Source organism: Halogranum rubrum, from assembly GCF_900114455.1.
In the GTDB taxonomy this organism is placed as follows: Archaea; Halobacteriota; Halobacteria; order Halobacteriales; family Haloferacaceae; genus Halogranum; species Halogranum rubrum.
In genome coordinates, this window is record NZ_FOTC01000008.1 from 22,219 (window position 1) to 43,096 (window position 20,878).

The 20,878-nt window shown below is 63.1% G+C and carries 20 protein-coding genes; 7 read left to right on the forward strand and 13 right to left on the reverse strand.

Annotated features, from left to right (window positions below; all coding sequences use genetic code 11):
- Nucleotides 1-33 precede the first annotated feature (33 nt).
- The 9 genes from BM083_RS20055 to BM083_RS20090 all read right to left on the reverse strand — a co-directional run bounded on the left by BM083_RS20055 (nucleotide 34) and on the right by BM083_RS20090 (nucleotide 8,410).
- Nucleotides 34-1,008 carry a glycosyltransferase family 4 protein gene (locus tag BM083_RS20055; protein ID WP_089872011.1) on the reverse strand — a complete coding sequence of 325 codons (975 nt, stop codon included), beginning with the start codon at nucleotides 1,006-1,008 and terminating at the stop codon, nucleotides 34-36.
- Nucleotides 1,005-2,036 carry a DUF354 domain-containing protein gene (locus tag BM083_RS20060; protein WP_089872013.1) on the reverse strand — a complete coding sequence of 344 codons (1,032 nt, stop codon included), beginning with the start codon at nucleotides 2,034-2,036 and terminating at the stop codon, nucleotides 1,005-1,007. Before BM083_RS20060 ends, BM083_RS20055 begins: the two co-directional genes overlap by 4 nt.
- Before the next feature lie 4 nt (nucleotides 2,037-2,040).
- Nucleotides 2,041-3,363 (reverse strand): nucleotide sugar dehydrogenase, encoded by a 1,323-nt coding sequence (locus tag BM083_RS20065; protein ID WP_089872016.1) that lies wholly within the window; start codon nucleotides 3,361-3,363, stop codon nucleotides 2,041-2,043.
- Nucleotides 3,356-4,744 (reverse strand): nucleotide sugar dehydrogenase, encoded by a 1,389-nt coding sequence (locus BM083_RS20070; protein WP_089872018.1) that lies wholly within the window; start codon nucleotides 4,742-4,744, stop codon nucleotides 3,356-3,358. Before BM083_RS20070 ends, BM083_RS20065 begins: the two co-directional genes overlap by 8 nt.
- Entirely contained in the window at nucleotides 4,741-5,325 is a 585-nt protein-coding gene (locus BM083_RS20075; RefSeq protein ID WP_089872020.1) for an acyltransferase, read from the reverse strand. The genes BM083_RS20070 and BM083_RS20075 overlap by 4 nt, the downstream gene beginning before the upstream one ends.
- A gap of 1 nt (nucleotide 5,326) precedes the next feature.
- A complete protein-coding gene (locus BM083_RS23545; protein ID WP_009377935.1) occupies nucleotides 5,327-5,482 on the reverse strand; it encodes a hypothetical protein in 156 nt (51 codons plus the stop codon).
- A gap of 185 nt (nucleotides 5,483-5,667) precedes the next feature.
- Nucleotides 5,668-6,060: a DUF7522 family protein gene (locus tag BM083_RS20080; protein WP_089872022.1), complete on the reverse strand. Its 393-nt coding sequence runs from the start codon at nucleotides 6,058-6,060 to the stop codon at nucleotides 5,668-5,670.
- A gap of 222 nt (nucleotides 6,061-6,282) precedes the next feature.
- Nucleotides 6,283-7,284 (reverse strand): Gfo/Idh/MocA family protein, encoded by a 1,002-nt coding sequence (locus tag BM083_RS20085; protein ID WP_089872024.1) that lies wholly within the window; start codon nucleotides 7,282-7,284, stop codon nucleotides 6,283-6,285.
- The gene (locus tag BM083_RS20090) at nucleotides 7,277-8,410 is read right to left on the reverse strand and encodes a DegT/DnrJ/EryC1/StrS family aminotransferase (RefSeq protein WP_089872026.1); all 1,134 of its coding nucleotides are present in this window, start codon (nucleotides 8,408-8,410) and stop codon (nucleotides 7,277-7,279) included. Before BM083_RS20090 ends, BM083_RS20085 begins: the two co-directional genes overlap by 8 nt.
- Nucleotides 8,411-8,736: 326 nt before the next feature.
- On the opposite strand from BM083_RS20090, the gene BM083_RS20095 reads away from it, so the two are divergent.
- From BM083_RS20095 to BM083_RS20115, 5 genes are all read left to right on the forward strand, one after another.
- On the forward strand, nucleotides 8,737-9,726 hold the full coding sequence (locus BM083_RS20095; RefSeq protein WP_089872028.1) for a DUF1616 domain-containing protein: 990 nt from the start codon (nucleotides 8,737-8,739) through the stop codon (nucleotides 9,724-9,726).
- The gene (locus tag BM083_RS20100) at nucleotides 9,727-10,302 is read left to right on the forward strand and encodes a metal-dependent hydrolase (protein ID WP_089872030.1); all 576 of its coding nucleotides are present in this window, start codon (nucleotides 9,727-9,729) and stop codon (nucleotides 10,300-10,302) included. It abuts the gene before it with no gap.
- A 137-nt stretch (nucleotides 10,303-10,439) separates the two neighbouring features.
- On the forward strand, nucleotides 10,440-11,909 hold the full coding sequence (locus BM083_RS20105; RefSeq protein WP_089872032.1) for a right-handed parallel beta-helix repeat-containing protein: 1,470 nt from the start codon (nucleotides 10,440-10,442) through the stop codon (nucleotides 11,907-11,909).
- A gap of 257 nt (nucleotides 11,910-12,166) precedes the next feature.
- Complete coding sequence (locus BM083_RS20110) at nucleotides 12,167-13,687, forward strand: right-handed parallel beta-helix repeat-containing protein (protein ID WP_089872034.1); 1,521 nt, start codon at nucleotides 12,167-12,169, stop codon at nucleotides 13,685-13,687.
- A gap of 188 nt (nucleotides 13,688-13,875) precedes the next feature.
- A complete protein-coding gene (locus tag BM083_RS20115) occupies nucleotides 13,876-14,292 on the forward strand; it encodes a VOC family protein (RefSeq protein ID WP_089872036.1) in 417 nt (138 codons plus the stop codon).
- On the opposite strand, the gene BM083_RS20120 is transcribed toward BM083_RS20115, so the two are convergent.
- The 4 genes from BM083_RS20120 to BM083_RS20135 all read right to left on the reverse strand — a co-directional run bounded on the left by BM083_RS20120 (nucleotide 14,282) and on the right by BM083_RS20135 (nucleotide 18,090).
- Complete coding sequence (locus BM083_RS20120; RefSeq protein WP_089872038.1) at nucleotides 14,282-15,541, reverse strand: glycosyltransferase family 4 protein; 1,260 nt, start codon at nucleotides 15,539-15,541, stop codon at nucleotides 14,282-14,284. The two genes, BM083_RS20115 and BM083_RS20120, sit on opposite strands and share 11 nt — an antisense overlap.
- A 97-nt stretch (nucleotides 15,542-15,638) precedes the next feature.
- Nucleotides 15,639-16,751: a hybrid sensor histidine kinase/response regulator gene (locus BM083_RS20125; protein WP_089872040.1), complete on the reverse strand. Its 1,113-nt coding sequence runs from the start codon at nucleotides 16,749-16,751 to the stop codon at nucleotides 15,639-15,641.
- Nucleotides 16,741-17,169, reverse strand: coding sequence for a response regulator (locus BM083_RS20130; RefSeq protein WP_089872042.1), 429 nt, complete (start codon nucleotides 17,167-17,169; stop codon nucleotides 16,741-16,743). The genes BM083_RS20125 and BM083_RS20130 overlap by 11 nt, the downstream gene beginning before the upstream one ends.
- A 39-nt stretch (nucleotides 17,170-17,208) precedes the next feature.
- Nucleotides 17,209-18,090: a winged helix-turn-helix transcriptional regulator gene (locus BM083_RS20135; protein ID WP_177197718.1), complete on the reverse strand. Its 882-nt coding sequence runs from the start codon at nucleotides 18,088-18,090 to the stop codon at nucleotides 17,209-17,211.
- Between the two features lie 198 nt (nucleotides 18,091-18,288).
- Between BM083_RS20135 and BM083_RS20140 the strand changes: the two genes are divergently transcribed.
- Together BM083_RS20140 and BM083_RS20145 are read left to right on the forward strand one after the other, a co-directional pair.
- Entirely contained in the window at nucleotides 18,289-19,602 is a 1,314-nt protein-coding gene (locus tag BM083_RS20140; protein ID WP_089872044.1) for a right-handed parallel beta-helix repeat-containing protein, read from the forward strand.
- Nucleotides 19,603-19,770: 168 nt separating this feature from the next.
- A complete protein-coding gene (locus BM083_RS20145; RefSeq protein ID WP_089872046.1) occupies nucleotides 19,771-20,850 on the forward strand; it encodes a glycosyltransferase family 2 protein in 1,080 nt (359 codons plus the stop codon).
- Nucleotides 20,851-20,878: the final 28 nt, after the last annotated feature.

Here is a 20,878-nt window from a genome sequence, read left to right on the forward strand (position 1 = left end):
CGAACGTGTCGAGAGTGCAGAGAGTCTGGGGGTTTATACGTCGAGTGAGCGGTATACCTCGAGTAACCGCTCACCCATCTCGTCGAGCGACAGTCCGTCGACGACTTCCCGCCCGTCCGACCGGGCGTCGCCAGCGGCGATTTCGGCCAGTCCAGCAGCCAACTCGTCGTCGTCGTCGGCGACGACGGAGTTCGACACACCGTCGAGCACGTCGGGCGCGAACCCGACCGGGGTCGTCACGACGGGCACGTTACACGCGGCCGCTTCGCGCACGGCCATCGGGCCGCTCTCGTACTTCGAGGTGACGAGCAGCGCGTCGGCGGCGTTGAAGTAGTACGGCATCTCCTCGTAGTCGACACCCGACACCGTCCGTAGGTCGACGCCTGCCTCCTCGGCGACGCGCTCTGCACGCGGGAAATCCTTGACGTCACGCTCGGTATCGTAGGGGAACAGCGCGATGTCGCCCTCGACCGGCCACCCGACGCGCTCGCGCGCCTCGGTTCGGTCGATGGGCCGAAAGAGGTCGGTGTCGACGCCGTACGGAATCTGGTGGTGCGGCACCGACAGTTCGCGAGAGAGCGGTTCCGACGGCGAGATGACGGCGTCGAAGCGTTCGGCGCATATCTCCGAGAGCGCCGCGAGCCACGACGGGCCGAGCACGTCTGACCCCCACAGCGAGAGGACGATTGGTCGCACTGGCTGAGCCAGCGCCATCGGCGCGGTCAACCCGTAGTTCGCGTGGACGATGTCGAACTCCTCCAGACTCTTGCCGAGCGTCTGGAGGTAGAAGGAGAGATACTCTCGTGGCCCGCGACCTTCGCCCGCACGCGGGACGACGACCGTCTCGCACTCGACGCCGCGCTCCTCCAGCACCTCCACTTGCTTCCGGAAGAACGACCGCTCGGACGTCGTGATGTGGAGGACCCGGAGGTCCAGGTCGGTCTCTGTCTCGGCATCGACGTCTCTCTCCTCTTCGGCGCCGACGCTCGTCTCGCCTGCTTCACTCATTGCCGGAGTGCCCGCAACACCGTCTCGGTGGTGTCACCTTTCTCGGAGAGCAGACGCTCGCGGCGGGCGTCCCAGTCGTCGCCCTCTTCGCCACTGAGGATGGCGACGGCGGTGTCGAGCGCGTTGGCGTGGCGGTAGGCTCCCTGGCAGTTGTACAGGAGCCCGTACCGTGCCTCTATCTCGTCGGTGTAGCCCATCCGGAGCGTGTTGACGTAGACGGCTGGCGTACCGAGGACGGCGCTCTCGACGGCCATCGTCGCACCCTCGCCGACGAACAGGTCGGCGTAGGCCAGCACGTCGTGGATGCGGTGTGGTTCGACGGTGGCGCGGCGGTCTTCCAACTCGTCTGGGAGCGGTGCTTCGGAGGTGATGATGACCTGCGCGCCCGTCGCTTCCAACCGCTCGACGACGTCTGCGATGTCGTCGAACCCGGCCTCGCCGACGTCGTGGGAGGCGTCCCACGACACGAGACGGAGGACGACCAGTTTCTTCTCGGGGTCGACGCCGAGGTCTTCGAGCACGCTCGGGTCCGGGTCAAAGCGATTAGGATGGAGATACGCCAGTTCGTGGTACCCGGCGTACTCCTCTTGCTTGCTCCCGGCGTCGTCGTGGAAGCACTCGGGCGTCCACACCTCGTCGGCGACGGGGAAGGTAATCTTGTTCGCCGGAGCGTGTTCGGTGTCGGTGAAGACGACGCTGCGCGCGCCGACGAGCGCGGCGACGTGTGCCACGGCGGTGCCGCCGATGGCGGTCATCACGTCGGGGCGAATCTCGCGCGCTCGCTTCAGCAGTTTGTACTCGTACTGCACCTGCGACGCCGCCATGCCGCCGACTCCGGCGAGGAGGCCGTCGCCCTGCCCGTCGAGGAGCACTTCGTGGTCGATGTCGTAGGCGTCGAGCAGGTCGACGGCGACTTCCTTGTCCCGGGCGAACACGTGGACCTCGTGGCCCTCCGCTTCCAACTCGCGGATGGCGTGCTTGAAGAAGTGCACGTGCGCCGGATGTTGGATGGTGACGACGTATTTCATCGTGTTACAGGTTGTCGTAGACGAAGCCGGCGGCCGTCGCCTCGGACTCGTCGATGTTGTTCTCCACGTCGATGAGCACCGGCGCGTCGTTGAGCGCGGCGGCCATCGACGCGACGTCGAGGTCCGCGAACTCGTCGTGCGGCGTGGCGAGGATGACGCCGTCGTAGCCGGTGAAGTCCATCTCGTCGGTCATCTCGATGTTGAAGTACTCCGCGCTGGCCTCGTTGTCCGCGCGTGGGTCGTAGCCGACGAGTTCGACGCCGTACTCCTGCAGTTCGCTGATGACGCCGCGAACCTCGGAGGTTCGGATGTCGCCGACGTTCGGCTTGTAGGCGAGACCGAGCACCAAGAGACGCGCGTCCGAGAGCACCTTCTTCTGCGTGTTGAGCGCCTTGAGCGTCAACTCGGCGGTGTGCTTCGGCATGTACTCGTTGACCTCGCGGGCCTGCAGGATGAGCTTCGGCTGGTAGCCCTTCCGCTCGGAGCCGTGTGCGAGGTAGTTCGGGTCGACGGGGATGCAGTGACCGCCGACGAGACCGGGGTGGTAGTCGTGGAAGTTCCACTTCGTTCCCGCGGCTTCGAGCACGTCGTTCGTGTCGATGCCGAGGTGGTCACAGATGATGGAGAGTTCGTTCATCAGCGCGATGTTCAGGTCGCGCTGGACGTTCTCGGTCACCTTCGCCGCCTCGGCCGTCTCGATGTTCGGTGCCTCGTGGATGCCCGCGTCGACGATGGAGCCGTAGAGTTCCGAGAGGTCGGCGAGCACTTCGTCGGTCGACCCGCTGACGATCTTCACGACCTCTTGGAGCGTCCGTTCGGTCCCCGGCGCGAGTCGCTCCGGCGAGTAGCCGAGATAGAAGTCCTCGTTCAGCGTCAGCCCCGACTCCTCTTCGAGAATCGGCCCCAGCACGTCGCGCGTGACGCCCGGGTAGACGGTCGATTCGAGCACGACCGTCGTGTCTGCGGTCAGGTTCTTCCCGACCGTGCGGGCCGCACCCTTGATGAAGTCGAGGTTCGGGTTGTTCATCTCGTCGACGGGCGTCGGCACCGTGATGATGACGTAGTCCGCCTCGGCGATTTTGGCGGCGTCCGTCGTGAACTCCACCTCGCTCGCGGCGATGGTGTCGTCGCCGAGGTCGCCCTCGGTCGTGTCGACGCCGCTGTTGAGCGCGTCGATCTTGTCCTGGTCGATGTCGAACCCGGTGACGTCGTGGCCTTCGCCGTCGAAGGCGACGGCCAGCGGCAGGCCGACGTAGCCCTGTCCGACCACACAGATTCGTTTGCTCTCGGCTCTCGTGTCGCGTTTCTCGGCTGTAGCTTCAGACATTGATACCAACTCCTCGGTAGTGAACGGCGTCGTGGCCACGGAGTTCTGTCAGCGACTGACGGCCGTCCACGACGACCAACCGTCCGCCCTGCGGTGCGAGACTCGTGAGGTCGAGGTCCTCGAAGGCCTCCTGCGGCGTCACGAGGACGACCGAGTCGTACGCGTCGGCGATGTCGTCGAGGTCGACCAGGTTCGCCCCGGCCGCCTCGAACGCGTCGGTGTGCGTGTTCACCGGGTCGACGGCGTCGACGTCGACGCCCGCCTCGACCAGTCGCTCGACAATGGGGAGCGACGGCGTGGCGCGAATCTCGTCGACGCCGGGTCGGTAGGTCAACCCGAGGACGAGCGTCGTCGCCTCGCTCGGGTCGACGCCTTCGGCGTGCAGGCCGTCGAGGACGTGCTCTGCGGTGTAGGTCGGCATCTCGTCGTTCGTACTCCGGGCCGCTTGCATCACGGGCGTCTCCGTGTCGAACTCCTTCATGATGAACTGCGGGTAGTACGGGATGCAGTGGCCGCCGACGCCCGCACCCGGCGTGTGAATCTCACAGAACGGTTGGGTGTTGGCCGCCTCGATGGCCTCCGTCACGTCGATGTCGAACGCTTCGGTGTGTTTCGCCAGTTCGTTCGCGAGACCGATGTTGACGTCGCGGTAGACGCCCTCGAACACCTTGACCGCCTCAGCCGTCGTCGTATCGGAGACGCTGAGGACGTCGTTCGAGTTGATGTGACCGTAGATGAGTTCGGCCACGCGGGTACTCTCCTCGTCCGCGCCGCCGACGATTTTCGGGTACGCGCCACGGATGTCCTCCAGTGCGCGTCCGCTCGCGGTTCGCTCCGGACAGAAGGCGAGACCGAACTCGCCCAGTTCGAGTCCGGACTCTTCTTCCAAGATGGGAAGCAGGCGGTCGACGCAGGAACGCGGCGGGAGCGTCGACTCGGCGATGACCATGTCGCCTTCCTTCAGATTGCTGCCGATGTCGCGCATCACCGACTCCATGATGGAGAGGTCGGGTGCGCCGTCCTCGTCGATGAGCGTCGGGACGATGGCGACGTGGACACGAGCGTCCTTCGCGGCTTCTGCGGGGTCCGAGACAGCGCGGAATGCGTCTCGCGAGACGAGTTCCGAGACGAGTTCGTCGAGGCCCGGTTCGCCAGCGATGTGGTTCTCGCCCGCGTTGATGCCGGCGACCACGTCGGGGTCGACGTCCGCACCGGTGACGTTGCCCGTGACGTCGGCGTAGACGCTCGCCAGCGGGAGGCCCATCTTCCCGAGGCCGTAGACGGCGACGGGTACGTCACCGTTCGTGAAGGCTGCGTGTTGGTCGTCTTCCGATTCCGTGCTGCCGTACAGGGCGGTCCCTGTTGTGAGTGCTTCGCTCATGCGAGTTTGTTTTCGGTGTCGAGTTCGTCCGGAAGCGGTCGGTGCTCTGCGGGACTGCCGACGGCGAGCGTCTCCGGTGGGACGTCTTCGGTGACAGTCGACCCAGCGGCGACGAACGCGCCCTCGCCGATGGTGACACCGGGGAGGATGGTCGCGTTCGCGCCGATGGAGACGCCGTCTTCGATGGTCGGCCCCTGCATCTCGACGTCCTGCCGGACGGGGTAGGGGTCGTTCGTCAGCGTCGCCTTCGGCCCGATGAAGACGTTCGACCCGATGGTCGTGTGCGTCGGGATGTAGACGCCCGTCTGCAGGCTGACGTTCGAGCCGATGTCGCAGGTTCCGTCGATGACCGTCTCGGTTCCCACCACGACTTCGTCGCCGATGGTGGTGTCCTCGCGGACGAGGGCGTTGTGCCCAGTGATGAAGTCCGCGCCGATGGTGACGTCGGCGTAGATTATCGTCCCCTGTCGGATTCGCGCTCGGTCGCCCAGTGTCGCTGGCGACACGTCGTCGCCGTGCATGTAGCCGACCGTCGCACCGTCGTCGATGTCACAGCTGTCACCGGCGTGATACCAGCCCATCTCAGGTCTCCACGTCGATGGTCACTGTCTCGGAGTCGATTCGCTCGGTCGTCTCGTGCCCACCGTCTGCTGGTGCAGCGACCCGGCGAGCGACGACGCCGAGCGTCGCGAGGGTGATACCGAGGACTGCCAGCCCGATGAGGAGTTTGCGGGTCATCTCTGGGTTGCTCTCGTACTGTGTGTGGTCTCAAAGGCGTTTTATTATGGGCGGAGTAAGCGACTTCTTAGGCGTGCGTTAGGCTGCACAACATCCAGGAAAACCAGAACTATGCCCGCTCGCCCGCTCTCCGTGCCGCTCGGTGACACGTCTCTCGAAACCGTCCCAGTGTGACACGCTCGCCCTCACTCGTCTAACACACAGAGACAGTCGTCCATCAGCGGGTTCTTCGAGATGAACACGGACGGTTCCAACGACACCGCGATTCCCCGCCGGTCGTCGAGAAAGAAGAACACCTCGGTGACACTCTCGAAGTTCTTCACGACGAAGTTCAGCGTGTCGTGCGTTCCGTGTTGGGTCCGTATCGTTCGCCCGAGCGACTCCATTCCGGTCGCGTCCATCACCGTCTCCAACTCGGTCTGTTCTTTCGGGATGTCTGCCTCCGACCGAACGTAGACGAGTTCGTACGTCCCCGAGTCCTGAAATAGTTCTGAATCCGTCGTGTAGTCGACGACTGCACGCAACCCGTCACCAACCTCTGCCCGGAGGAACGTCGCCAACTGTCGTGACTGCTTCATCGTCTTCGAGCCAAACGGACGAGTCTGTCGATGTTAGGTGTTTGCTTGTCGGAACTGCCGTCGACCACTGTCTACTGTCGTTCGTACTATCCGTCTCTCCACCGAGATGGCGAATTCGACGGCGTCCTTAAAACCGTAAAAATCGGCGGCGACTGCGAGAAAGAGCGTCGGTGACTGGGATGTCTGGGTTGTCTGGGATGACAGGTATCGAGGACGACTGGGTTAGTCGTCTTGGGTGAGCGGAGAGCGTCCGGTCTTGGTCTCCGGTTCGGTCGCCGCGAGTTCGTCGAGTTGACGGGTGACCTCCAGCGCGCGGAGGCCGTCCTCGCCGGAGACGACGGGGTCGGACCCGGTGCGAACGGCGTCGGTGAAGGCAGTCAGTTCCTTCTTCAGCGGTTCGCCCTGGTCGACGGTGAGTTTCTCGACGACGTTCTCGTGCCGGTAGCGAACGTCGCCGTCCTCGACGTACTCGGGTGCGGACTGGCGGTGAATCTCGATGCTCTGGTCGATGTAGTCGACTTTCACACGCGCCTCGGCCGCGGAGATGGTAAGCTGTCGCACCTTCTCCTGTGTGACTCGACTCGCCGTCAGTTCGGCCACCGTGCCGTCCTCGAACTGGAGGTTGGCGGCACCGTACGCGCCTTCCTGCGTTCCGACGGCGTTGACCGAGTGGACGTCTTCGCCGACGAGCGCCAACACGATGTCGATGTCGTGAATCATCAGGTCCATCACGGCGCTGTCGTCGATTTCGCGGTCCAGCGGCGGGCCAAGTCGTTCGGCGGTCACCGCGATGACGTCGAGGTCGTCGACGATGTCCATCAGCGTGCGGACCGCGGGGTTGAAGCGTTCGACGTGACCGACTTGGAGCACGACACCGCGCTCTTCGGCGAAGTCGATGAGCGTCTGCCCGTTCTTCGGGTCCTCGACGAACGGCTTCTCGACGAGTACGCTGACACCGGCGTCGATACACTCGCGTGCGGCGTCGAAGTGGTACTGCGTCGGGACGGCGATGGAGACGGCGTCGGCCTGCTCCAGCAGTTCGTCCATCGTGAGCGCTCGCGTGCCGAAGTCGGCGGCGACCTCTTTTGCGCGCTCCATGGCGGCGTCGTAGAGGCCGACGAGTTCGACACCCGGCAGGTCACGGTAGATTCGGACGTGGTTCTGCCCCATACTTCCGACGCCGATAACACCGACTTTGACCGTCTCCGAGTTTCTCTTAGACATTGGGTACCTCCGTCGTCGCAACTGGGTCGACTGGTTCGACGTCAACCTCGTGCATGACGTCGACGATTGTTTCGAGGTCTGCCTGCGTCAGGTTCGGATGGACAGGCAGCGAGAGTGCCTGCTGTGCGACCGTCTCGGCGACGTCGAGGTCCGTCGGTCCGGTGTAGTCCTCGTACGCTTCGAGTTCGTGAATCGGGTTCGGGTAGTAGATACCCGACCCGACGCCGTGGTCGTCGAGTTGTTCGATGAGCTCCTCGCGGTTGCCCACGCGAACTGTGTACTGGTGGTAGACGTGGCGCAGTCCCTCGGGTTCGGTCGGGGTCACCGCGTCGGTGTCCGCCAGTCCCTCGGTGAGGAACGCCGCGTTCTCGCGGCGCGCCTCGTTGAACCCGCGGATGCGGTCCATCTGTGCGACGCCGATTGCGGCACAGAGGTTCGTCATCCGGAAGTTGTGGCCGACCTCGACGTGTTCGTAGCCGGACTGACTCCGGCCGTGGTTGACGAAGCGCCGTGCGGCGTTCGCAACCTCCTCGTCGTTGGTCGTGATCATGCCACCCTCGCCGGTGGTCATGTTCTTCGTCGGGTAGAAGGAGAAACACGCCGCGTCGCCCATCGACCCGGCCGTCTCGTCGTGATAGCCCGCACCGTGCGCCTGCGCGGCGTCCTCGACGAGCGGAACGTCGTACTTCTCTGCGATTTCGCGCAGGTGGTCCATCTCCGCGGAGAGTCCGTAGAGGTGGACGGGCATGATGCCGTCGACGTCGCCGTCTCGGTCGCGGACGACCTGTTCGACCGCGTGCGGGTCGAGGTTGAACGTCTCGGGGTCGACGTCCGCGAAGACGGGTTCTGCGCCCGCAAAGCGGATGGTGTTCGCCGTGGCGACGAACGAGAACGGCGTCGTAACCACCGTGTCGCCCTGTTCGACGCCGACTGCGGTCAGCGCCGTGTGGAGCGCGGTGGTACCGTTCGTGGTGGCGACCGCGTGTTCCGCCCCGCAGTAGTCTGCGAAGCGCGCTTCGAACTCGCTGACCGCCTCGCCTGCAGCGAGCTGTCCCGATTCGAGGACGTCGACGACACCTTTCAGTTCGGCGTCACCTACTTCCGGGTCTGCGATTGGAATGCTCATTTGTCTCCCTCTGTTTGTCTGCTCCGATGGACGAGTCGCGCCCTGCCCAGCGTCTCAGCCGGACCGATTGTCGGAGCACCCGTATAGCCCAGTCGTCGCATCATCTGAACACAGAATAGACAGTGGCTTTATTATCGGCCGACTAAGCGGTGTGACGGGCTGGTTCTAGTGATTCCTATGTCAGACTACGACCCGCGTAAACGTTGCAACCGTCGTATTCTTCTGGAGTGTCATATGGCCTTAGGCACCGTCTATGACCGAGAATTCGCCGGTTTTAACGTGAACAGTCTCTACTCTTTTTAGTTGCGGAGCCAGTAGTGCCAGTAATGACAGCCGTGTACGAGTGGGTCGCCGACCTCTTCGTCGTCACCCTCCTGGCGCTGGCGGCAGCCGGGGCAGTTTTCGTTGGACTGACAGGTCCTGCCCGAATCGTCGTCCTCATGCCGATGGTCTTGTTTCTGCCCGGATACGCGATGGTCTCGGCGCTCTTTCCCGAGGGAACTCCTCGCTCGCGCTCGCTTCGGACGCTCAACCGCGCCCAACTCGACGACCCGACCGGTGCCGGCTACCGCCGCATCGGCCCCACCGAACGACTGGTGCTCGCTGTCGCCCTCAGCCTCGCCATCCTCCCGCTGACGGCGTACGCGCTCAACTTCACCCCGTTCCGTATCGCGACGCTCCCGCTCGTGGCGATTCTCACGGGATGGACGCTCCTGTTCGTCGTCCTCGCGGCCGTTCGCCGTGGGTTCGTCGCCGCCGACGAGCGCTTCTCGGCCGGGAGTCTCGTCCCGAGCGGCGTGTTCGGAAGCTTCGGTGGCAGCACCTACAGCCTCCTCTTCGTCGGTAGCCTCCTCGTCCTCGCGGCGAGTGCCGGCGTCGCCGGGTTCGCTTCGCCCGCACAGGACCAGTTCACCGAGACGTATCTCGTCACCGAACAGGGCGGAAACGTCACGACCGAGAACGTCGGTGAGACGGCACGTAACGGCGGGACGATACAACTCGCCATCACGAACCAAGAGGGTGAGCAAGTCGAGTACACCACCGTCGTCCAAGTCGAACAGGTACAGAACGGCGGGGTGTCGAGCGCGGAGACGGTAGACACGTTCACGACTACCGTCGCCGACGGTGAGACGGAACGGTCGCCGTATCAGGTCCAGCAGTCCGGCGGTAGCAACACCCGACTCGCGTTCCTCGTCTACGAGGGTGAACCACCGTCGAACCCGTCTCGCGACAACGCGTACCGCGTGGTCCACGTCTGGCTCTCCGCGCCGAACGGCCAGCAGTCGCTCGCCGCGCCGTCCGCGGAGGCCGTTTAGATGTGGCCGTGGGGACACGCCGCCTTCGGTTACGTCCTCGTCTCTCTCGGTTCGCGGGTGGTTCGGGGGAAACCACCGAGCGGTGCGGCCGTCTTCGCACTCCTCTTTGCGACACAACTGCCTGACCTCGTCGACAAACCACTGTCCTGGGTCTTCCATCTCTTCCCGCAAGGAGTGTCCGTCGCCCACTCGGTGTTCGTCGCCGTCCCCCTCGGTCTGCTCGTCGTCGTCGCCGCGTACCGCTTCCAGCGACTGGAGGTCGGTGCGGCGTTCACCGTCGGTTGGTGGTCACATCTCGTCGGCGACGTCGGAACGGCACTCCTCTACGGCTTCGGCCCGGAGTTCGCACTCAAACGGGTGCTCTGGCCAGTCGCGACGTTTCCGCCGTACGACGACCAGCAACTCGCACTCGAACGCATCGCCGAGTACCTCGGTGAGTTCCTGGCGACACTCTCGACGGGCCAACAACTCGGCCTCCTCGCCGTCTACTTCGGCCCGTTCTTCGTCGCCTTCCTGCTGTGGCTGGTCGACGGTGCACCGGGGGTACGCGAACTTCGAGACATAGCCAACGGTTAATCTAGGCGAATTCAGATAGTATGGATATTTTATTTATTCAAATTCAGTACGTTAGTTTTGACTATTTGTCTCTTGTGGCCGATTTATACTTCTGTTTCACAATGCTTTTCAACTAATCTGATTGTGAGCAAACTGTAATGCCTGAGACCCCACGACAGTTCAGTCGTCGTTCCATCCTTGGCACGGTTGGCGCGGCGGCAGTCGGTACTGCGGCTTTCTCCGGACAGGCCGCAGCGCAACCCAGTAAGTACGAGACTATCAACATCGTCGACGCCGGCGCGGACAACACCGGTAGCGAGTCGATCTCTTCCGTCTTGGAGGACGTCATCGGCGACCGCAGACGAATCTACTTCCCGCCGGGCGAGTACTACGTCGACGAAGGTGTTCGGTTCACCGACTTCGACCGCCTCTGGCTCTTCGGCGACGACGCGACCATCGTCCCAGCCCCCGCCGACGAGTTCGCTGGCGAGGACCACATCTTCAAACTCGGGACGCACTACGCCCCCGGTGACTGGCTCCACATCGGCGACCTGACGTTCGATTTCCGTGCGGACAACACCGGCCTCCGTGCCATCCAAGCACAGGTCAACGACTGTTACATCCACGACATCGACTTCGTCGGGCAACACGACGCCGGCACTCACGGCCCGATGCTCGTCGACGTCGTCGACGAAGACAGCATCGCCGCAGTCGACCGGGTTCGGATGCCCGACGGCGGCGCGTGGACGAAGAACACCGGGAGAGACGGCGACCCCGTCGTCGAATGGGGCCCGACCGGCTTCATCGTCAGCCCGCACCACGAGGGGACGCTTTGGGTCCGTGACTGTGTCGTCGGTGGCTTCCCGGACAACGGCCTCTACGACTCCGGCGCCGGCGGGACCGTCGTCGTCCGTGGTGGTCGCTTCGAGAACAGCGGGACGGCGAGTATCCGCCTCGACGGCGACGGAAGCGTCGTCGACGGGGCGACCATCGTCGTCGACGAACCGCAGAACGGCGTCGCCCAGCAGGGGATTCGTCTCGACGGCGGCAGTGGCTGTGTCGTCAACGACACCGAAATCGTCCTCGAACGACCGACGGCAAACGCAATCACCGTCCGTAACGCGGTCGACTCCGCGAAGATTTCGGACACGACCGTCCGCGTCCTCGACGACGGCGTCGACGGCGCGATTACGGTCGCAGAGGGTGCCGGGTCGACGCTCATCGAAGACACCACCGTCGAACTGGACGCCTCCGGACAGGCTATCGAAATCGAACCCGGAAACGGCGACGTCGTCGTCGCCGACTGTACCGTCATCGGTAACGGCTCCGGTGCGAGCGGTGGTCGTGAAGCCATCGTCTGCGCCCGAGACGACACGGTGTTCCGTTCGAACGTCGTCGAACAACCCGGTGACGACTACCGTCGTGCACTCGGTATCCGTGCCGACAACGTCACCGTCTCCGGTGGGCGATACGAGGCGACGCACCACCCAATCATCGTCGACGGCGACGGTGTGACCATCACCGACGTGACCGCCGAATCCTACGACGGCTACGAAGCGGTCAAAATCGTCTCGGGAAGTGGCACTCGACTCGTCGACAACGCACTCGCTGGCGGCTACACGAGGTAAGCGAGCGTCGTCGACTGGTCCGGACCGTCTAAACAGCTGTGTGAGTCCGCGCGAGGACTCGCTATTTTCTGTTTCGGCTACAGATAGCTTCGCGAGCACCGCTGTATTGTTTTTAACTAGTAGATATGATACTAAAAGGGGACTCGCTTTCCCATTCTGGTATAGTTCTTTTGGCCGCTTTATTTATATTTTATGGCTATTCTGGAATTCGGTTTCAAAAGACTTATCAACAGAAGATACTGTCCACGAACTGCGTTATGCCTGAGACCCCAAATCAGACCCCCACCAGAACGCTTGGTCGTCGTTCCTTCCTTGGCACGGTTGGTGCGGCGGCAGTCGGTTCTGCAGCCTTCTCCGGACAGGCTTCGGCCGGCTCTAGCTACGAGACTATCAACATCGTCGACGCCGGCGCGGACAACACCGGCGGCGAGTCGATTACACCCGTCTTAGAGGACGTGATCGGTGATCGGCGGAAGATCTACTTCCCACCTGGCGAGTACTACATCGACGAAGGTATCCGATTCACCGGCTTCGACAAACTCTGGCTCATCGGCGACGATGCGACCATCGTCCCGGCCCCCGCCGACGAGTTCGACGGTTCCCACCGAATCTTCAAGTTCGGCACCTACTACTCGCCCGGCGATTGGCTCCGCATCGGTAATCTCACGTTCGACTTCCGCGCGGACAACACCGGACTGCGCTGCATCCAAGCGCAGGTCAACGACTGTTACATCCACGACATCGACTTCGTCGGCGAGCACGACGCCGGCACACACGGCCCGATGCTCGTCGACATCGTCGACGAAGACAGTATCGGTGCGGTCGACCGGGTTCGGATGCCCGACGGCGGCGCGTGGACGAAGAACACCGACCGCGACGGCAACCCCGACGTTCGCTGGGGCCCGACTGGCTTCATCGTCAGCCCGTATCACTCGGGGAAGCTCTGGGTCCGCGACTGCGTCATCGACGGTTTCCCGGACAACGGCCTCTACGACTCCGGCTCCGCCGGACGCGTCGTCGTCCGCGGCGGCCGGTTCTCGAACTGCAACACGTCGAACATCCGCCTCGACGGCGACGAGAGTACCATCCAGAACGCGACTATCGTCGTCGACGACGCGAGAGGAGCCGACAACAACCAGCGCGGTATCCGCCTCGACGGCGGCGAGAACTGCTGGGTCACGGACTGCGAAATCGTCCTCGACCAGCCGAACGGTCACGCCATCACCGTGATGCCCGACATCACCTCGGCGAAGATTCAGGACACGAACATCAGACTCGCCCCCGGCGACGAATCGAACGACGCCGCCGTCATGGTCTCGGAAGGCTCCGGCGACGTCACTCTCGACAACGTCTCCATCGACATGAACTGCCCCGGACAGGCCATCGAAATTGAACCCGGAAACGGTGACGTGCTCGTCGAAGAGTGTACCGTCACCGGCGAGGCGTCCGGTTCTGAAGGCGGCCGAAACGCCATTCGCTGTGAACGCGACGGCTCGCGGTTCTACAGTAACGTCGTCGAACAACCCGGTCCGGGCTACCGTCGTGCGCTCTGTCTGGAAGCCGACGACTGTATCGTCTCCAAAGGTTCCTACGAGTCGACGCACCACCCGGTCATCAACCACGGCTCTGGAAACGTCATCACCCAGATAACCGCCAGTTCGTACGACGACTACGAGGGAATCAAAGTCAGCGACGGTTCTCTCGACCTCTACTGGAGCACCGTCTACGAAGGTGTCTCCGGCGACGTCGGCGGTTACGGGAACGAGTATCCGAGCTAACTGAACACCGTTCAGTTCGACTCGATAGATTCGGTTTCGTTCGACCCCCTCGAACTCGGGAGACGGCTCACACCTAGACCACTCTCCGACTCCTCTCGCTGACCGCCATCGGTCTCTCCGTTACGTTCACTTTCACTCTCCACGCGTGGCTGAGCTATATCGCTCCATTCGGCGTCGTAACGGGTGCGATGTTCACCGACCTCACCCACGTGACGATTCTGGTCGACGACCAGGACGAGGCGCTCGACTACTACACGAACACACTCGGGTTCGAAACACACGACGACGTGGCGTTCGGCGACGGGATGCGCTGGGTCACCGTCGCGCCATCGAACAGCGACCGACAACTCGCGCTCGTCGCCGCCGATACACCGGAGAAGTCAGACCGAGTCGGGTCGCAGGCCGCCGACCACGTCGCCGTCGTCCTCGAAACGGACGACTGCGTCGGAGACTACGAACGACTGCGCGAGAAGGGCGTGGTGTTCCACGGCGAACCTGCCGAAGAGCCGTGGGGTATCTCCGCCGTCTTCGAGGACCTGTTCGGGAACGTGTTCAACGTCGTCGAACCCGCCGATTTCGACGAATCCGACGAACTCAGCGCGTGACGACGCGCTTCGTCGCGGCGACTTCGCGATAGAGGTCGGAGTACTTTCCGATGACCGTCTCCGGCGCGAACCGCGGTAGTTCGTCGTCGATGGCGGCGTAGTGGGCGTCGTAGTCGTCGACCAGTCGTTCGAAGGCGTCGGCGAGCGCCGACGGGTTGCCCGCCTCGAACGGTTCGCCCGCGTCGCCGACGATGAAGTCCATACTTCCCACGTCGGAGACGAGAAGCGGGGTCCGCATCGACAGCGCTTCGAGCACCACGCGGCCGAACGGTTCGTCGATGAGGCCCGGGTAGACGAAGGCGTCGGCCTCGTCGTAGATATCGGGCAAGTCGCCGTGGTCGACGTAGCCGAGCCAATCGATGGCGTCGGCGACGCCTTCTTCGCTCGCTAACTCTTTCAGTCGCGCTTCGTACGGTCCCGACCCGACGATTTCGAGTTCCACGTCGTGACCGCGCCGTCGCATCTCGGCGAGTCCGGGGATGAGGACGTGCAGGCCCTTGATGTCCTGCAGTGCGCCGACGTAGAGCAGGGTGACGGGGTCGCCGTCGTCGACGCCTGCCTCGGGGTCGGGGTCCTCGCGGTGGAACGCCTCGTCGTAGAAGTGCGGGATGACGGTCGTTCGCTCGCCCGGGAACCCCAGTGCGGCGTAATCCTCCTTCAGGTGCGGCGAGAGCGCGTGGTAGGCGTCGATATCGTCGGCGTGTTTCATCGACTTCTGGACGAGGTCTATCTTCCCGAGCGAGGAGTAACTCGCGCGGAGTTCGCGTTCGACACCCTGTCGGCGCTTGACGGCCGTCGTCGCGATACAACTCGCACACTTCACGGGCGACGGGCCGGAACATTTCCGCTCGCCGTGGTACATCATGTCGCCCTTCGGACAGACCGGGACGTAGGAGTTCAGCGTCGACAGCGTCGGTACCTCGAGGTCGGCGAGCACGGGGATGAACGCCGAGGAGTAGGAGTGGACGAGGTCGTGACGCTCCATCGCGGGCAGTTCCTCGCGCAGCGCCTCGTGTTTCGCGGCGATTGGGTGGGGAAGCTTCGAGAGGTTGTCGTGCATCACGTACTCGACGCGGTCTTCCGCCGGCAGGTCGGCGTTCGCCGAGTCCATCTGACTCGACACGTAGACCGTCAGGTCGTGGCGCTCGGACAGTCGCTCGATGAGGAGCGTCGACGTCTCCACGGCCCCCGACCCCGGTGCACCGGGGCACTCTGCCGGGACGAAGCCGACGTCGAGTCGCTCGCTCACGTGACTCCCTCCACGGGTTGGCGTACTCGCAGGTTCATGGTGTCACCTTGTGGAGCGGGCGGCTTTATTATCGCCCGCGTAAAGCGGTTCGACTCACTCATCCGAGTCTGTCGAGTGTGACGTGGAACACCGACCCCTCCGGGTCGTTGTCTTCGACCCACACGTCGCCACCGTACTGCGCGACGAGTTGGTTGACGAGATAGAGACCGATGCCCGTCCCACTGCTCTCGGGCCCCTGTTCGCCCTCGCCGAATATCGTCTCCTTTCGCCGGTCGGGGATGCCCGGCCCGTTGTCGGCGACAGAGACGGTCACCTCGTCGTCGTCCGTTTCGACCCACAGCGTCACGCGCGGCGTCTCCTTGTCGTTGTACAGGATAGCGTTCGAAAAGAGGTTCGCGAACACCGACGACAGGAGGTCGTTCGCCCGAACGTCGACGGGTGGAATCTCACCGCGTATCTCGATGCTCCCGCCGTCGTAGAGCCGTCTGACACTCTCGACTTCCGACTCCAGCACCGACTTCAGGGCGACGGGACTCAGGTCGTCCGCTTCCGTCCGGGTGACGGTACTGACGATGTCGCCGATGCTGCGGGTCAACTGCAGGATGTGGTTGCTCGTCCGAATGATCTCGTCGAGTTGTGATTCGCCGTGGTAGTCGACGTGCTCTGCCAACTCGCGTGCCCGGCCGACGACGAGCGTCATCTCGTTGCGGATGTCGTGGCGCGTCAGTTGGTTGAGGATGCGCAACTCTTCGGTCTGGCGGCGCAGCTTTTCTTCTGTCTTCTTCCGCTCGATGGCGTACCGGATGGCGCGTAAGAGCACCTCCGGGGTCACTTCGTCTTTGACGAGGTAGTCCTGTGCACCGTGCGAGACGGCGTCGATACCGAGTCGCTCCTCGGGGACGCCCGTCAGGACGATGATGGGCGTCGTCGACGTTCGGTCGCGAACGTAGTCGACCGTCTCCAGTCCGTGACTGCCGGGCAGGTTCAAATCGAGGAGGATGATGTCGAAGTCGACGTCCGCCAACCGCTGGTCGACTGTCGAGATACGGTCACAGTGATAGAGGGTGACGCCGTCTCCCGACGGCGCTTCGGTCGTCTCGTCGTCGACGACGGTCACGGCGTGTTCTGCGTCGCGGAAGTGCTCCTGGAGGAGACGTGCGTCTCCAGGGTTGTCCTCGACGAGCAGAACGGTGAGTTCGTCAGGAATCATTGGTGACTGGGGGTAGTGTCGCAGCGCGAACCCAAAACGACTCGATACGGTCGACGGCTTCGTCGAATCCGTCGGGGTCTGCGGGGCGCTCGACGTGGGCGTTCGCTTGTTCGTCGTACGACTGTTCGCAGGCAGTCGGCGAGTCACTGATGGTGATGACGGGGATGCGTCGTAGCTGTTCGTCGGCTTTCACCGTCTGAAGCAACTCCACTCCTTCACCGTCGCCTTCGAACTCCATCAGGAGCAACTGCGGTGGTGGAACCTCGCCGCTTCGCATCCGGTCGAGAGCCGTCTCTGCGTCGTTGACGACGGTCAGGTCGAACCGTTCGGCCCGGTCGAAGGCTTCGGTGAGCGCTTCGTCACCGCTTGCGGCGAACAACAGGACCTCTACTGTTTCGTCTCCATCTTCGTGTAACATCGGTTGCTGAATGCGTCTCTCCGTTCTGTGTGTCTTCGCTCAGGTTCTGTTCAATAGTGCCTGCACGTCGCGTGCCGTCGACTCCTCGTCGTCGGCGTCGACGCGCGACTCCAGTTCTTTCAGTCGAGTCTCGAGTCGCTGGTAGCGGTCGTCACGTTTGAGCGTCTCGTCGGTCTTCTCCGCGCGGAGGACCGCCCGCTTCGCACTCAACGCGAGGTACTCCTGCACCTCGGTGTCGTAGGCGGTTCGAGCGAGGACGTCGGCGATGACCTCCTTCAGTTCCTCTTTCGTTCCCGGTTTGACGATGTAGGCGTCGAACCCCATCTGGAGGATGTCGAAGTCCGGTTCGACCGCACTGAGCATGATGACCTGAGACGACAGTCGAAGGTCTCGAATCCGGTCGAGTACCTCCTCACCCGACAGGCCGGGCATCCGCCGGTCGAGGAGGACGACGTCTATCTCGTCGGTGAGCTTTCTGAGCGCCTCCTCGCCGTCGTAGGCGCGCTCTATCTGGTACTCCTCTTCCAGCCAACTCGCGTGCATCGTCACCAGCCGTGGGTCGTTGTCGACCACGAGGACGACGGGTCGGGTGTCCTCGCCGAGATGTTGCTCTCCCCAGTCGGCGAGTGCGTCGATGACCGACTGCATATCTCGTCCGTGTCGGGTGAGGTTGTACTCGACGCGGCGTGGCGATTCACTGACCTCGATTCGGTCGATGAGGTCGTTCTCGACGAGGTCGTCGAGACTGTCTGTGAGGACCTTCGCCGAGATGTCGAGACGATTCTTTAGCTCGCTGAAGCGCAGCGGACCGTCTCGAAGAAGTGCCTGGATGATGACCGGGTGCCACTTCTTCGAGATGAGGTTCACTGCCGCGACCATCGTCTCGACGTCGGCGTCGTTCCTGTTGTTCCGCCTCGACACGTGTGATACTCTCCTTATGTTCACAGACAGTCTGTAGTAATATTGTTATAGGCCTGATAAGGTCGTTTCCTGGCCGAATCTCGGCGTGCTCGGCGGCTTATCAGGCACCTAAGCCGGTTACCTGCGCGTAATCTCGTGACTCACCCGCCCGTTAGTTCCTATTGATACGCTGACAAAAGTTGGTAAGGCTGAGTAGTTATGACGGATACACAGTCTCCGGATGGGGGTCAAATCGACCGACGAACGTTCCTCGGTGCGGCAGGTGCGGCGGCCTTGTTGGGTTCCTTCACGGGTCGGGCGAGAGCGACCCCCGACGCTACGACGGCGCTCGGCGACGGCGACGTCGTCGAGTCGTTCGCGGGAATCGCTAACTTCGGCGGCAAACTCGTCGTCGGGCGTGGCGGCTACCGCACGATTCAAGAAGCGTGGGACGACGCCGAGAGCGGCGACGTCGTCTACGTCCACTCGTCGTACGACGCACAAGAGGTGGGCGAGGAGTTTCCAATCGTCCTCGACTACGAGGAGAAAGAGGTCACGCTGACCGGTGGCCACCCCTCCGGGTCGGTCATCGACGCCGGTGACGTCGACGAGAACGTCGTCGAAGTCCTCGGGCGAGGGATGAACGACTATCGCAACAACCCGCTCGTTCAGAACCTCAAACTCGTCGGCGGCAACATCGGTCTCCGGATTCGGGCCGCCCCGTACTCGACGTACAAGGATATCGTCGTCTACCAGACGAAGTCGCACGGAATCTCCGTCGAACCGTACACCGACGAACGCGGCGACTTCAAGGGGACGTTCGGCGTCACCTTCCGCAACGTCGTCGTCTGGGGCTGTGGCGGAACCGGGTTCCGACTCGACACCGACGCGCGACCCCACAGCACCTCCTTTTTCGGGTGTGACTCGCTTCTCAACGGCGGATACGGCGTCCAACTGCGCGGCTACTCGTGCCGATGGGTCGGCGGCACGATTCAGAACAACGGCGACTGCGGTGTCGACGCCCGAAGCGGCTGTGGACAGTTGGTCAGCGGCGTCTACCTCGAAGGGAACGGGACCGCGATGGCTTCTCCCATCGAGATCTACGTCGCGGAGTCGGGACCGGGGTTCACCTGTGACACCTGCTACTTCCAAGGACACTACGCGCGGAACTTCGACAACGGCCTCGACGACGGCGTGTTCGGTATCTTCGTCGACGGCGCGCCGCACGCGTCCATCTCGAACTGCACCTACCGCAACTTCGACGAGTACTTCCTCTTCGTGCGCGATGCGCGAGACGTCGACGTCCACGCACCGTCGCACTGTCCGCTCGACGGGACGACGTTCCTCGGCGAAGACGACTGTGAACGCCTCCGAAGCGACGGCGTCGTCCAGGAGAGTGACCTCCGATACGTCGAGGGCGTCTTCCGCGGCGACATGGGTATCCACGACGGCGAGGGCGGATTCCTCTGGGGGCCGGCCATCTGGAACGGCCGTGAGTGGCTCAGCGTGATGCGGCCGGAAGTCATCGCCTGAGAGTGACCGACGACCCTCTCGTCACCTCGTTCTCTGTCACCAGTTCACACGGACTATACAACGGTTTGACGGCACTATGGGGTTCTTATTGGGCGATTTCGGTGCTTAGGCGGTGTATTATAAAGCACGTAGGGAGACCAGTAAGAAGTACGAGAGCTACGCACCATCATGTACCGAGAACACACCATCGGCATCGTCGTCCCGGCGTACAACGAGGAAGGCTACGTCGGCAACGTCATCGACACGTTCCCCGACTTCGTCGACCGCGCGTACGTCATCGACGACGCGTCGACCGACGACACGTGGACGGAGATTCAGGAACACGCAGCAGCGTACAACGAGACACACACGTCCGGAGCGGTCGGCTTCGACGACGTCGTCGTTCCCATCCAACACGAGGAGAACCGCGGTGTCGGCGGCGGCATCAAGACGGGCTACCTCGCAGCGCTCGACGAGGATATCGACGTCGTCACCGTCATGGGCGGCGACGGACAGATGGACCCGAACGTGCTGACGAAGTTCATCGACCCCATCATCGACGACGTGGCCGACTACACGAAGGGCAACCGCTTCATGCGCACCGAGGACCTCGACGCGATGCCGCAGTTCCGCCTCGTCGGCAACTCTGTCCTCTCTCTCTTGACGAAGATTGCGAGCGGCTACTGGAAGATTGCGGACCCACAGAACGGCTACACCGCCATCTCGAAGGCGGCGCTCCAGCAGGCCCCCATCGAGGACATGTACGAGTACTACGGCTACTGTAACGACCTCCTGGTCAAACTCAACGCCGAGAACCTCCGCGTCGCCGACATCGCTCACTCCGCCGACAGCGTCTACGACGACGAAGACTGGAAGAGCCACATCGAGTACGACGAGTACATCCCGCGCGTCTCGTTCATGCTCCTGCGGAACTTCATCTGGCGGCTGAACCGCAAGTACCTCCTGACGGACTTCAACCCCGTCGCCCTCCTCTACTACTTCGGCGCCGGCGTCTCTGCGGTCTCTCTCGGCGGCATCCTCGCGTCGCTGCGGAACCGCAAGGAATCGTCCGGCAGTTGGACGCTGTCGCTGTTCCTCGGTATCGCGCTTCTCCTCTTTGCGATGGTCTTCGACATGGAGGCGAACAGCGACAAAGAGGTCCTCATCGACGACCAAGCCGTGGCGGGAGATATGACGACGGACAGTGTCGGCGTCGACGCTTCTGCGGAGTCGGGCGTCTCGGACACCGCGACGGCGGACGATGACTGAGTCGGTTTACCGCTGACCACCCTCTCAC

Excerpts from the sequence above, each read along its gene's own strand:
- BM083_RS20055 (WP_089872011.1), bottom strand. The coding sequence starts at position 1,008 with ATGAGTGAAGCAGGCGAGACGAGCGTCGGCGCCGAAGAGGAGAGAGAC.
- BM083_RS20060 (WP_089872013.1), bottom strand. The coding sequence starts at position 2,036 with ATGAAATACGTCGTCACCATCCAACATCCGGCGCACGTGCACTTCTTC.
- BM083_RS20065 (WP_089872016.1), bottom strand. The coding sequence starts at position 3,363 with ATGTCTGAAGCTACAGCCGAGAAACGCGACACGAGAGCCGAGAGCAAA.
- BM083_RS20070 (WP_089872018.1), bottom strand. The coding sequence starts at position 4,744 with ATGAGCGAAGCACTCACAACAGGGACCGCCCTGTACGGCAGCACGGAA.
- BM083_RS20075 (WP_089872020.1), bottom strand. The coding sequence starts at position 5,325 with ATGGGCTGGTATCACGCCGGTGACAGCTGTGACATCGACGACGGTGCG.
- BM083_RS23545 (WP_009377935.1), bottom strand. The coding sequence starts at position 5,482 with ATGACCCGCAAACTCCTCATCGGGCTGGCAGTCCTCGGTATCACCCTC.
- BM083_RS20080 (WP_089872022.1), bottom strand. The coding sequence starts at position 6,060 with ATGAAGCAGTCACGACAGTTGGCGACGTTCCTCCGGGCAGAGGTTGGT.
- BM083_RS20085 (WP_089872024.1), bottom strand. The coding sequence starts at position 7,284 with ATGTCTAAGAGAAACTCGGAGACGGTCAAAGTCGGTGTTATCGGCGTC.
- BM083_RS20090 (WP_089872026.1), bottom strand. The coding sequence starts at position 8,410 with ATGAGCATTCCAATCGCAGACCCGGAAGTAGGTGACGCCGAACTGAAA.
- BM083_RS20095 (WP_089872028.1), top strand. The coding sequence starts at position 8,737 with ATGACAGCCGTGTACGAGTGGGTCGCCGACCTCTTCGTCGTCACCCTC.
- BM083_RS20100 (WP_089872030.1), top strand. The coding sequence starts at position 9,727 with ATGTGGCCGTGGGGACACGCCGCCTTCGGTTACGTCCTCGTCTCTCTC.
- BM083_RS20105 (WP_089872032.1), top strand. The coding sequence starts at position 10,440 with ATGCCTGAGACCCCACGACAGTTCAGTCGTCGTTCCATCCTTGGCACG.
- BM083_RS20110 (WP_089872034.1), top strand. The coding sequence starts at position 12,167 with ATGCCTGAGACCCCAAATCAGACCCCCACCAGAACGCTTGGTCGTCGT.
- BM083_RS20115 (WP_089872036.1), top strand. The coding sequence starts at position 13,876 with ATGTTCACCGACCTCACCCACGTGACGATTCTGGTCGACGACCAGGAC.
- BM083_RS20125 (WP_089872040.1), bottom strand. The coding sequence starts at position 16,751 with ATGATTCCTGACGAACTCACCGTTCTGCTCGTCGAGGACAACCCTGGA.
- BM083_RS20130 (WP_089872042.1), bottom strand. The coding sequence starts at position 17,169 with ATGTTACACGAAGATGGAGACGAAACAGTAGAGGTCCTGTTGTTCGCC.
- BM083_RS20140 (WP_089872044.1), top strand. The coding sequence starts at position 18,289 with ATGACGGATACACAGTCTCCGGATGGGGGTCAAATCGACCGACGAACG.
- BM083_RS20145 (WP_089872046.1), top strand. The coding sequence starts at position 19,771 with ATGTACCGAGAACACACCATCGGCATCGTCGTCCCGGCGTACAACGAG.